11 protein-coding genes are annotated in these 11,827 nt (G+C 71.1%); 3 read left to right on the top strand and 8 right to left on the bottom strand.

Annotation, left to right across the window (positions count from 1 at the left end; translation table 11 throughout):
* Both AC1DU6_RS09835 and AC1DU6_RS09830 read left to right on the top strand, forming a co-directional pair.
* Positions 1–333 (top strand): VOC family protein (locus AC1DU6_RS09835; RefSeq protein WP_477856933.1); only part of this gene is annotated, 333 nt, incomplete at its 5' end.
* A 230-nt stretch (positions 334–563) separates the two neighbouring features.
* Entirely contained in the window at positions 564–1,259 is a 696-nt protein-coding gene (locus AC1DU6_RS09830; protein WP_056200736.1) for a helix-turn-helix transcriptional regulator, read from the top strand.
* A 173-nt stretch (positions 1,260–1,432) separates the two neighbouring features.
* On the opposite strand, the gene AC1DU6_RS09825 is transcribed toward AC1DU6_RS09830, so the two are convergent.
* The 8 genes from AC1DU6_RS09825 to AC1DU6_RS09790 all read right to left on the bottom strand — a co-directional run bounded on the left by AC1DU6_RS09825 (position 1,433) and on the right by AC1DU6_RS09790 (position 11,303).
* Positions 1,433–1,819: a DUF488 domain-containing protein gene (locus tag AC1DU6_RS09825; RefSeq protein ID WP_477856930.1), complete on the bottom strand. Its 387-nt coding sequence runs from the start codon at positions 1,817–1,819 to the stop codon at positions 1,433–1,435.
* Between the two features lie 13 nt (positions 1,820–1,832).
* Entirely contained in the window at positions 1,833–4,649 is a 2,817-nt protein-coding gene (locus tag AC1DU6_RS09820) for a PAS domain-containing hybrid sensor histidine kinase/response regulator (RefSeq protein WP_477856928.1), read from the bottom strand.
* Positions 4,630–6,621 (bottom strand): ferritin-like domain-containing protein, encoded by a 1,992-nt coding sequence (locus tag AC1DU6_RS09815; RefSeq protein ID WP_477856926.1) that lies wholly within the window; start codon positions 6,619–6,621, stop codon positions 4,630–4,632. The genes AC1DU6_RS09820 and AC1DU6_RS09815 overlap by 20 nt, the downstream gene beginning before the upstream one ends.
* A gap of 137 nt (positions 6,622–6,758) precedes the next feature.
* Positions 6,759–7,862, bottom strand: coding sequence for an acyltransferase family protein (locus AC1DU6_RS09810; RefSeq protein WP_457389886.1), 1,104 nt, complete (start codon positions 7,860–7,862; stop codon positions 6,759–6,761).
* A gap of 219 nt (positions 7,863–8,081) precedes the next feature.
* Positions 8,082–8,630: an SRPBCC family protein gene (locus AC1DU6_RS09805; protein ID WP_056200716.1), complete on the bottom strand. Its 549-nt coding sequence runs from the start codon at positions 8,628–8,630 to the stop codon at positions 8,082–8,084.
* Between the two features lie 90 nt (positions 8,631–8,720).
* Positions 8,721–9,035 (bottom strand): BON domain-containing protein, encoded by a 315-nt coding sequence (locus tag AC1DU6_RS09800; protein ID WP_056200713.1) that lies wholly within the window; start codon positions 9,033–9,035, stop codon positions 8,721–8,723.
* Positions 9,036–9,152: 117 nt separating this feature from the next.
* On the bottom strand, positions 9,153–10,400 hold the full coding sequence (locus AC1DU6_RS09795; RefSeq protein WP_477856924.1) for a vWA domain-containing protein: 1,248 nt from the start codon (positions 10,398–10,400) through the stop codon (positions 9,153–9,155).
* A 3-nt stretch (positions 10,401–10,403) separates the two neighbouring features.
* Positions 10,404–11,303: an AAA family ATPase gene (locus tag AC1DU6_RS09790; RefSeq protein ID WP_477856923.1), complete on the bottom strand. Its 900-nt coding sequence runs from the start codon at positions 11,301–11,303 to the stop codon at positions 10,404–10,406.
* Positions 11,304–11,448: 145 nt separating this feature from the next.
* Between AC1DU6_RS09790 and AC1DU6_RS09785 the strand changes: the two genes are divergently transcribed.
* A partial coding sequence (locus AC1DU6_RS09785; RefSeq protein WP_477856921.1) for a hypothetical protein occupies positions 11,449–11,827 on the top strand: 379 nt, incomplete at its 3' end.

Genomic DNA, 11,827 nt, shown 5'->3' with positions numbered 1-11,827 from the left:
AAGGCTTTCGGCCTCAAGAAGCGCTTCCTGCACGAGAGTGGCGCCTATGGCGAGGTCGACACCGGCGGCAGCGGCACCACGCTCGCCTTTGTGGACCACGCAACCGCCCGTGACAGCGTGCAGCACGACTACGTGGCCGCCGACGCGAGCCCGCAGCCGCTGGGCATGGAGATCGGCTTCACGGTGACCGACGTGCAGACCGCTTATGACAAAGCCGTCGCCGCCGGTGCCCGCGCCCTGGCCGCACCGGTCACCAAGCCCTGGGGCCAGACGGTGGCCTATGTGCGCTGCCCGGACGGCACGCTGGTGGAACTCTGCACGGCCATGGGCTGAGATTTCCCTTTCACGGGGCGGTTTCGCCCCGGCACGGCGCGCGCCGTGAATAGCTGGTCTTGAGCCAGGGAAGCCAGTGGGGCGCTGATGGCGCCCAGCGTGGCCAGTTCGGCGCCGCGGGTACCGCGGGCCTGGAAGGAGGCGTAGATGGCCATGATGAAGCTCGACCTCGTTGTCGGTGACACGTGTCTTCTGCAAGGGGCATGCCCGGTCCCGCACAATGACCGGTTATGCGCCGCGCAGACCGCCTCTTCCAGATCGTCCAGCTCATCCGCGGACGCCGCCTCACGACGGCCGACTACCTCGCGAGCCGCCTCGAGGTGTCGATGCGCACCGTCTACCGCGACATCGCCGCGCTGGGCCAGCAGGGCGTGCCCATCGAGGGCGAGGCGGGCGTCGGTTACCGCATGCGGGCAGGCTTTGACCTGCCGCCGCTGATGTTCAGCAAGCAGGAGGCCCAGGCCCTGGTCGCGACGGTGCGCATGGCCGAATCGCGGCTGGATGCGGCGTTGGCCCGCCAGGCCGAGAACGCGCTGTCCAAGATCCTCGCCGTGCTGCCGCTAGACGCACGCGCCGCGGCCGAGAGCCTGGCGCTGTATGCGCCGCTGCCGGCCCTGGACCCGGCCACCAGCGCCCACCTGACGGCCATGCGCGAGGCCACCGAGGACCGGCGCAAGCTGAAGGTGGGTTATCTGGACCTGGGCGGTGTGAAGAGCGAGCGCATCGTGCGCCCGCTGGCCTGCCTGTTCTGGGGCCCGGTCTGGACGCTGGCTGCCTGGTGCGAGCTGCGCAATGACTTCCGCAGTTTCCGCGTCGACCGTGTCGAGACGCTGGAGGTGCTGGAGGAGACCTTCCGCGACGAGGCGGGCAAGACGTTGGCGGACATGAACCGCAAGCGCGAGGCGCAGGACAACGGCGGAGCTTGAAATGGAGCCCCTCGTCCAGTCTCGCGCCGCTGAACGCGGGCGTGCCTGACCGGTCCCCCGAGGGGACGGCGATGCTTGCGGCATCGAGCCGCAAGCACATCGCCTAACGCGGGCCGGCTCGGGAGCGGCCCAGCGCTCGGCCCGCAATTCGACACCAGCATGCCGCCGGCGAGTTAAGTACAGCGCGCGCCCTTGTCCTCAAGCAGCGCGCGCAACAGGGAGCGATGACATCTCGCCTCATCCTCGCAATAGCAGCCCACCGAGAAATTCGTCTGCGCCGACAGCGTCGCCAACAAGCTCAGCGCATGTTGGGCCTCGGGCTCGGCCATCTCGGCGCTGTACTTTTTCTTGAAGATCTTCCACTCGGCGTCTGTCTCAGCCGCCTGGCCGAGCTTCATGGCCTCAAGACTGGGCGCGAGATTGGGGAACCAGACGTCGTAGAAATCGCGTGACGCGAACTCCGCCTTGGGCACGCCGCGCGGCGGGCGGCGCACGGTGCCGATGCGCGTGCCTTCGTTCTGGGCGCGCGGGCTGCCGAGCCTGACGATGCGGATGGGCATGGCGGTCGTCCTTTCAGGGCTGGCGCCCCAACACGCGGATCACTTCTTCTTCGGCCACCGGCTTGGCGATGAAGCCGTTCATGCCGGCGGCCAGCGCGGCCTGGCGTTCCTGGTCGAGCACGGCGGCCGTGAAGGCGTGGATGGGCAGCTGGGCGGTGATCGGGTCGGCGCGCAGCAGCTGCGTCGCCTTCAGGCCATCGACCTTGGGCATGTGCAGGTCCATCAGCACGCCGTCCAGTCGCCCGGCCTGCTCGCGCGCGAGGCAGACGGCCTGCTCGCCGTCCTCGGCCTCAACGACCTCGGCGCCCAGGCGCTGCAGCAGGGCCGTGATGATGAGGCGGTTGACCGGGTTGTCCTCGGCGACGAGCAGGCGCTGGCCGGCCAGCGGGTAGCGCGGCGGCATCGGGATACGCTTGCGCGCAGCGGTGTCGTCGATGGTCAGGGCCGTGGGCAGGGCCAGCTCGGCCCAGAAGCTGGAGCCATTCGCGCCGTCGCTCTGCACGCCGACGCGGCCCTGCATGCGCGCGGCCAGCTCGCGGCAGATGGAAAGCCCCAGGCCGGTGCCGCCAAAGCGCCGCGTCGTCGAGTCGTCGGCCTGGGCGAAGGGGCGGAACAGTCGACTCTGCAACTCCAGCGGCACGCCGATGCCGCTGTCCGCGACGACGATGCGCACGCGGCCTTCGCCGGCCGACGACAGCTTCAGCCGGATGTGGCCCCGCTCGGTGAACTTCAGCGCGTTGACGAGGAAGTTGGCCATGATCTGGCGCACCCGCAGCGGGTCGCCGATGACCAGGCGCGGCAGGCCTGGTGCGAGTTCGATCTGCATGTCCAGGCCGCGCTCGCGGCCCAGTGCCGCGCAGCCTTCGAAGCCGGCCTGGGCCAGCGCGTGCAGGTCGAACTCGATGGCCTCCAGCTCGAGATGACCCGCCTCGATCTTGGACAGGTCCAGCACGTTGGAGACGATCTCATTGAGCGACTCGGCCGCCGCCACGAGGTGGGCCAGGTACTGCGGCCGGCGCTCGTCGGGCCCGGCCTGCTGCAGCAGGCGCGCCAGGCCCAGCACACCGTTCAGCGGCGTGCGGATCTCATGGCTCATCGTCGCGAGGAAGGCGCTCTTGGCGTGGCTGGCGCCTTCGGCCTGCTGCTTGGCAGACCGCAGCTCGCGCTCCTGGCGGCGGCGTTCGGTGACGTCCTCGGCCACCCAGAGCGTCGCGTGGTCGCAGTCCTGGTCGTTGCGGCCTTCGCTGCGGCCGGCCAGCGTCGTTGGCAGGCCGCGGGCGTTGAACTGCACGGTGATGCGCCGGCCATCGGGGCGGATGAAGTCGCGCTCGAATGCCAGTGCGGCGCTGGCGACCTCCTGGGCCGAAGGCAGGCAGGCGTGGCCATCGGCCAGCTGCGGCTCGGTGCCGCCGAAGATCTCCTGCCAGTGGCGATTGACGCGCTCGAAGCGCTCGCCGCGCGTCAGCGCGATGCCGACGCTGGCGTGGTCGAGGATGGCCTCGGCCTCGATGCGCGCGCGCTCGCGCTCGGTGATGTCGCGGGCGATCAGCATGGTGGCCGGCTCGCCCTCCCAGTCCAGCGTTGCGGCCGACACGAGCACGTCACGCCACTCGCCGTGCACCAGCAGGGCGGAGCGGAAGTCGCGCACGATGCCTGACGCGGCCAGCTCGGCGGCCAGGCGCCTGGGCTCGCCGCTGTCGGGCCATAGGCCGAGCTCACGGCCCGAGTGGCCCATCAGCTCGTCGCGCGACAGGCCCACCAGGGCACAGAAGCCGGAGTTGGCGAAGCGGATGCGGCCGTCTTCCATATGGGCCACGCAAATGGCGTCGGGACTGGCGCGCAGCACGCGGTCCAGCATGTTGGCGGTGCGCTGGTGCTGCTGCAGCGCCAGGCGCTCGCCGGTGATGTTGTGGCTGACGCCGCGCCAGCCAATGTGGCTGCCGTTCGCATCGAAGACGGGCTCGCCCGAGCCCAGCGTCCACAGCAGCCGGCCGTCGGGCGCGCGAAAACCGTTGATGCGGTCGCGGTAGGCGCGCTTGGCGCGGATGTCCTCCAGCAGGCCGGGGTAGTCGGCGTCGCGCACGAGCATGGCGCCGCCGGGCTCGCCCATGCGCAGGAAGTCTTCGCGCTTGTGGCCGGACAGGGCCTCGAACTCATCGGACAGCATGGTGACGCGGAACTTGGCGTCGGCTTCCCAGGCCCAGTTGTGGGCGGCCTGCACGAGGCGAGCCAGGCGGGCCTCCTCGCCGATGGCGCGCGCCAGTGCCGTGCCCAGGATGCGGTTGAGCAGCAGGGCCGAGGCCAGGCCGCTGGTGGCGATCAGGAAGTGGGCGACGACGCGATCGATCAATTGCGGCTGGCGCGGCGCGCTCAGTCCCAGCAGCAGGCCCTGGGCTTCCATCGCGGCCAGCACGCCGATGGCGGCGAGGTAGAGCACGGTCAGCACGGCTGCCGCCGCATTGCCGGCCACGCCGCCGCCCAGCGCGATGACGAGGGCGCCGGCCGCGAGGATGACGGTGTGCACGCCCAGGCCGATATGGGCCGCGTGGGCGACGAGGGCGATCAGCGTGCCGCCGAGGATCAGGGTTGTGGCCAGCCGCGCGCGGCCGGCGCGGCACAGCAGCCAGCCTGCGCCGCTGACTGCCAGCAACGCCAGCCCGACGACGAGGCGCTGGCTGCCCCACAGCGCGCGCAGGCCGAGGGCGGCCTCGCCGGCGCCGATCAGCGCGGCCACGGTACCCACGACGCCGACGATCCAGATCAGCGTGCGCGCCGCCATCTGCTGCAGCGCGCTTCGGGTGTCGCTGGCGTCAGTCGGCACTGAAGCCATTGCGGGCATGCGTGCCGTCGCAGAAAGGTTTGGTCTGGCTGCCGCCGCAGCGGCACAGCCGCGCCTGCGCGACGCGGCAGACCATGCGGCCGGTGCCGCTCAGCACCTCGATTTGGCCGCGCAGCTGTAGCGGGCCGTTGGGCTCGGGCTCGATGTCGATGCGGCCGTCGCGCGTGGCGGGCATGTCGGTGGGCAGGCCCAGCAGACCGGTCTCGGGCTCGCCAGTCGCGTCGAAGTGGATGTCGTGATGGCTGCCGTCGCAGAAGGGCTTGTTCTTGCTCGCGCCGCAGCGGCACAGCGTGGCGCGCGTGCCGATGGCCTGGCCGCGCAGCACCAGCTCGCCGCGTATGCCATAGGGGCCGGCCTCGCGCACCGACAGCAGGTTGACGGGCGGCGGCGCCTCGTCGTCTTCACCGTCCTTGCGGCGGTACTGGATGGCGCCCGAGGGGCAGGCATGGGCAATGTCGACGAGGCGCTCGACGGGCATGGCGTCAGGGTGCAGCCAGGGGCCTTGCACATTGGCGRGAAAGACCTTGGGCGCGCCGGTCACGCAGAAGCGCGCATGGATGCAGCGCTGGGCCTCGAAGCGCAATTCGAGCTTGTCGCCCTGCACGATCTCGATGCCGTCGACGGTCTCCGTGGGTGGCGGGGGCGGTGCTGCCGCGGCAGGTGCTGCGGCGGGCGCAGCGGCGGGTGCAGGCGCGGCGACGGGCGCGTTCAGGTCCAGCCCGCGCTCGGCGCGTTCGCGCAGCGACTGCAGCAGGCGTGCCGCGCGGCCGCTGCGTTCGGCCCCGAGCTCGGCGTGCAGGCTGGCCGCTGCGTCGGCGATCTGGCCCAGGCGTTCGACGACGAAGCGCCGCGCGGCCGGCCCCGGTGGCAACGCTGCCGCGTCGCGCAGGGCGGTGAAGCTGACGCCGGCGTTGCAGCCCGGATTGCTCGGGCCGGCAGGCAGCCGCGCGGCATGCTCGGCCAACGGTGTGAAGGCGCGCATCAGGCAGATGCCCAGATCCACCATCAGGCTTTTCTCGGCCGACGGCCCGGGCAGCAGATAGCTCTGGGCCAGCAGGCGCAGCATCAGGCCGTAGCTGGCGTTGGCGATGTCCACCGTCGCCGCCGCAGCCGGGTTCTCCAGCCAGACCCGGCCCTCGGGCCGCGGCGGGCGGCGCAGCACCGGGTTGGTGGCGGCCGGCCAGGCGGGCTCGAAGCCCGGGTGGGTGGCGCGCAGCTGGGCCAGCTCCTCACGGATGGCGGCGAAGCGGTGGTAGTGAGAGGTCGCGCTGTCGCTGGGGGCGCCCTCACCCTGCTGCACGATGGCGTCGAAGGCCGCCAGCGCCGTCTTGGAGCACAGCACATGGCGGGCGCCGCCGAGGTTGAGCTCCTGGGGCCCGAGCTGCAGCCAGCGGTTGCCGCAGAAGGCCACGGCCTCGCCGTGCAGCTCGACAAAGGCGCGCAGGTCGGCACTCAGCGTGGCGTAGAAATGGCCGACGGTGTCGTAGTCGCGCGCCATCGGCGTGACGCGCGGTGCCGTCGAGCCGCGCGTGAACAGGCGCTCGGCGGCAAAGCCTTCGCCGTCCTCTTCAGCGCTGCCCTCGGGGCGCTCCAGGAAGATGAAGTGCTGCAGCGTCGCGTCATTGAAGGGCGCGAGCTTGACGACGACGCGGGCTGGCAGATTGCCGGGGTCGAGCGGGAAGTTGCCGCGGCCGATGCGCGGCGCGCCGCCCAGCGCCGCCGTGATGTTCCAGACCGCCACCAGGTGGCCCATTTCCTCGACGGCGACGGCGATGATCTCGCGCCGCCAGCGCTCGACGGCCTCGGCCTCGACGGCACCCAGCCCCTCGGCCTCGCCCTGCTTGAGGCTGAAGGCCGCGTAGAGATAGGTGCACATGAGGTTGTGCTCGAGCTCGGCGGCCTCGTAAAGGCTGTGCAGCAGTTGCTCGCGGCTGGGGGCCGCGGCCGGGGTTTGAATCGTCATGGAAGCGCGGCCTGGGACTAGCAGCGCGCGACATTAGCACGCAGCTGCGGGATGTCGGTGGTTGTTCGCGGCTACGGGCCGAGCGCCCGGTCCGCAAGCATCGCCCGTCCTCGCGGGACCGATCAGACCGCGCGCGTTCAGCGACGCGAGGCTGGGCGAGGAGCCCACTGCAGGCGCGGCAGCCAGGCCAGCGGGTCGAAGCGGGCGGCCGGCGCCTCCACCCAGCGGTGGAAGGGCACGGCCAGGCCGTTGGCCAGCAGCCAGGTGGCCACGAGCAGCACCAGGCCGGCTTCGGGCGTCGCGCCCGGCAGATGCGCCAGCAGGGCGTTGCTCAGCAGCAGCACCGGGAAATGCAGCAGGAACAGTGCGTAGGAGGGCGTTGCGGCGCTGGCGAAGGCCGAAGCCAAGGCGGCCGGCAGCAGCTGACGGCCCTCGGCATGGCGGGCCTGCGCCCAGGACAGCCACAACGCCGTGGCCAGCGCCAGGGCGAGGCGGTCGCGCCATTCCACCATCAGCGCGGCGCTCACGGCCACTGCCAGCAGCAGCAGGCCGGCGCGGCGGTGACGCGACAGGCCCAGCCAATGCACGAGAGCGCCCAGGCCATAGGACGCGAAGAAGTAGGGCGCGTAGGCGTCGAGCTCCGGCTGGCGGTTGAACACCCAGGCCGAGGCCAGCGCGGCGGCCGCGACGAGGACGGGGCCGACGACGAGACGGCTTGGATGCCGCCAGCCGCGCCGTGCCAGCCACAGCAGGCCCACGAGCAGGGCAAACAGCTGCAGGTCGATGGCCACATACCAGGCGCCCACGGTCAGCGCTTCGTAGCCCAGCACGTCATGCAGCAGCAGCGCGTGAGCGAGAAGCTGGCCGACGCTGATGTCGGCGGGCACCAGCTCGGGCCAGGACGAAGCGATGAGGCCGGAGATGCCCAGTGTCAGGGCCAGCGCCGCCAGGAAGGGCAGCACCAGCCGCAGATAACGCCGCCACAGCAGCTCGGGCACGGCGGCCTGCAGGGCCTGTCCACGCGGCGACAGGCCGCGCGCGCTGAGATAGCCGCCGACGACCAGGAAGATCTGCACCGACATGCGCCCGTACTGATGCATGGCGCCGGCCAGCAGGGGCAGGGCGGCGTGGGCGGCGCGGGCGATCGGCCCGTAGCTGACCAGGTGGTGCAGCACGATGATCTGTGCCGCGAGCGCCTTCAGGACGTCAAGATGGGGCAGTCGGCCGGCGGGGCTGGACATGATCAATGCGGCCCAGCCGCTGGCACGCGCTGACGCACACCCCGGGAGGGCGGCGAGCGAAGTGGGTGCGGGGGCTGTGGATTCATTGCACAAAAAGAACGGGCCTGCGCAGGCAGGCCCGTTGTCTCGGACATGTGAAATTGTACCGGTGGCGCGCTGGGGAAATCCCCATGGTGTTTCAGCTGGTCACGAAGAGGTGCTTGTTCTTTGCAAACCGCCTCACCCGAACCAGCGGCGCAGCCAGGCGCGCAGGCGCTGCAGCGCGTGGCGGCGCTCGGCCGGCGCGGCACTTGCGGCGAGGGCCGGCGCGGCGGCTGGCGGATGGCGCTCAACCAGCGCGGCCTGCAGGCGGATGAAGAAGTCCTGGGCCAGCTTTTGTGCCGCCGCATCGACCAGACGCGAGCCGATCTGCGCCACCTTGCCACCGACGCTGGCCGTCACGTCATAGCTCAGCACCGTTTCGCTGGGCGACACGGCCTGCAGCTGGACGAAGGCTTGGCCCTTGCCATGGCCGGCCGCGCCGCCCGAGCCCTCGAAGCCGATGCGGTAGCTCTGCGGCGGGGTCAACTCGGACAGTTGCAGCTTGCCCTTGAACCTGGCCTTCACGGGCCCGATGGACACGGCCATCAACAGGTCAAAGGCGTTGTCGCCGGTCGACGTGAGGGCCTCGCAGCCGGGCACGGCGGCCTGCAGCATTGCGGTGTCGTTCAGCGCGGCCCAGGCCTGGGCCTGGGACACGGGCAGATGCTGCTGGCCGGTCAGATTCATGCACCGATTCTGACCGTCGGCCCGGCCAACAAAAAGCGCTGCCCGCCAGACAGGGCCTGACGGGCAGCGCGGGAGGCCGGGGGGCGCTGTTTACTTGACGGTCAGCTGGTTGTCGACCGACTTCACGCCGTCGACTGCCTTGGCGATGGCTTCGGCGCGGTCCTTCTCGGCCTGCGTGGCGACCTTGCCGGTCAGCTGCACATAGCCGTTGGCGTCGGTCTCGACGTGAACCATGGCCAGCGACGAGATCTTGCTGGTGGCGAGCTGCGTCTTGATCTTGGTCGTCACGACCGAGTCCTTGACCCAGGCCTTGGCCGCGCCGGGCGGCTTGTCATCGGCATGGCCGACCAGCGGCGTGACCAGGGCAGCGGCGACCAGCAGCGAAGCGAGTTGCGAAATCTTCATGACTCTTCCTTTCAATCGGAAGCGGTAGCACTGGATGCGCACCGCCGAAACCGAAATCTAAGCACTGGGACTGCCCGTGCAGGGCGGACGTTGCGCCGCCAGCCTGTAGGACGTGGGCTATCGCTTCAGGGCGTCGAGCAGGCGGTCGATGCTGTCGAGGTCGTGCACCGGCAGATGGCGAGTCACCTGGGGCAGCAGTGCCTTCACGCCGGCGGCGCGCGGCTGGAAAGCCTTGAAGCGCAGCAGCGGGTTCAGCCAGATCAGTTCGCGGCAGCACAGGCGCAGCCGCTCGGCCTCGAAGGCCAGGTGCGCGCCGCCGTCCTCGGCGTCGCGTTCCAGGCCGTCGGTGACGAGCAGCACCGTGGCTGCGCCGCCGCCCAGCACGCGGCGCGCCCAGTCGCGATTGAAGGCATGCAGGCTCTGGCTGATGCGGGTGCCGCCGGCCCAGTCCGGCACGGCGGCGGACACGGCGGCCAGCGCCGCGTCGGGGTCGCGGGCTTTGAGCTGGCGCGTGATGCGCGTGAGCCGGGTGCCGAAGACGAAGGCTTCAACGACGGGGGCCTCGCCCGCGCCGCCGGCCGGATTCAACAGGCCCTGGGCCAGATGCAGYAGCACCCGCGAATAGCGGCCCATGGAGCCCGAGATGTCGGCCAGCAGCACCAGGGGTGTCGGGCGGCGGCGGGCGCGCTCACGGGTGGGCAGGGCGAAGTCGCACCGGGCCTCGGCGCGCAGCGTGGCGCGCCAGGCGATGCGGCCTTGCGGCGCGGGCGCATGGCGGCGCGTGAGTTGTTGCGCCAGGCGCGGCTGCAACGCGGCGAGGGCCTGGCGCGCGGCGGCCCATTCGGCGGCCGTCATCGTGTCGAAATCGCGCCGCTGCAGCAGCTCGCGGTTGCCGGCGTCCAGACGCGCCTCAATCTCGACCTGCTCGGCGCGGGGCGAATCGGCAGGCGCGCCAGGAAACAGCGCATCGGCCAGGCGCCGGTTCTCGGGTGGTGGCGGTGCGCCCGCACGGCCCTGGGCCTGCGGCAGTAGCAGGGCCATGATGCGGCCGAGCAGGTCGGGGTCGCGCCAGAAGACGTGGAAGGCCTGCTCGAACAGCGGCCGGTGCTCGGGCCGGTCGACCAGGCAGGCGGCCAGCGTCGCCTTGAAGTCGGCACGCGAGGCCAGGCCGCCGGCTTCCAGCGCCTGGGCGGCGAGCAGCAGCCGGTCGGTGCCGAAGGCCAAGCCGGCCGTGCGCAAGACGCGGCCGAAATGCACAAGGTTTTCCGCCAGGTGGTGCCTCTCGGCCGGCGGGTACACCAGCCGATCCCCCGAGGGGATGCATGCCGGCTCGGGAGCGGCCCAGCGCTCGGCATGCGGGTCCACGGCTCAGCCCTCGACGCTCTGCCGCAGTTCTGCAAGCAGCCTTGCGGCCTCGCTCCCCTGCACGCGGGCGATGTCGTCCTGGTATTTCAGCAGCACGCCCAAGGTCGACTGCACCGTGGCCGGGTCCAGGCTGATGGCGTTCAGCTCAATGAGGGCGCGCGACCAGTCCAGCGTTTCGGCCAGGCCGGGCAGCTTGTAGAGGTCGAGCTGGCGCAGGCCCTGCACAAAGGCGACGACCTGTTGCGCCAGCCGCCGCTCGATCTGCGGCAAGCGCGCGCTGACGATGGCGAGCTCGCGCGCGGCATCGGGAAAGTCCACCCAGTGATAGAGGCAGCGGCGCTTGACGGCGTCGTGGATCTCGCGGCTGCGATTGCTGGTGAGGATGACCACCGGTGGTGTGGCGGCCGTGAGGGTGCCGAGTTCGGGGATGGTGATCTGGAAGTCGGCCAGGAACTCCAGCAGAAAGGCTTCGAAGGGCGCGTCGGCGCGGTCCAGCTCGTCGATGAGCAGCACGGGCGCCGGGGTTGTCGTCAGCGCCTGCAGCAGCGGGCGTTCGATGAGGAAGCGGCGCGCGAAGAGTTCGTCGGCCGTGCGTTCACGTTCGTGTGCCTGCGCGAGGCGGATCTCCAGCATCTGCCGCGCGTAATTCCATTCGTAGGCCGCCGCGGCCAGGTCCAGGCCTTCGTAGCACTGCAGGCGGATCAGCGGCCGGCCGAGGGCCGTGGCGAGTGCCGCCGCAATGGCCGTCTTGCCGGTGCCCGGCGCGCCTTCCAGCAGCAAGGGCCGCGACAGGCGCAGCGCGAGGAAGGCGGCTGTCGCCAGCTCGCGCGAGGGCAGATAGGCCTGGGCCTCAAGGGCCTGGGCGACGGCGTCGATGCTGCTGTCCGGAGCGGGATCGGGCACGGCAGGCCTCATGGGTAGTTGGAGCAAGTATGCGGTGGGCTGCGCCTGCTTACATCTGGGCGGGGAAGTTTTGTGCCGCGGGCGGCGTTGTCGGGTTGAGGGACCGAAGCGTCCCGCAGCACTCGATATCCAACGGAGCCCGCTCATGAACACRTCCAAACTCTGCCTCATTGCCACCGCCCTGATGCTGGCCGGCATGGCCCACGCCGAGGAGGTGGCACCGAATGCCGACAAACGCGCCGTCAACCTCGCCGTGCAGCGCGATGGCCAGCGCAATCAGAGCGCGGCGGCGGCGGTCAGCCTGCCCGTGGGTGAGCGCGCCTGGGTGCAACTGGGCGCCGGCCAGTCGCGCAGCCACGACCTGGCCAGCGGCAACAGCGTCAAGCCCCGGCAGGTCGCGGTCGGTGGTGGCGTGGCCGGCAAGGCCTGGCAGGCCAGCGTGAACGTCAGCCGGCGTCGCGACGGTGAGCGCCTGCGCCAGACGGACCTGGCTACAGCGGTGGACTGGCGGCCGGCGGAGGGCG

The organism is Roseateles sp. P5_B10 (assembly GCF_056400485.1).
The sequence above is the reverse complement of the archived record's forward strand: the minus strand, read 5'-3'. Positions and strand labels throughout refer to the sequence as shown.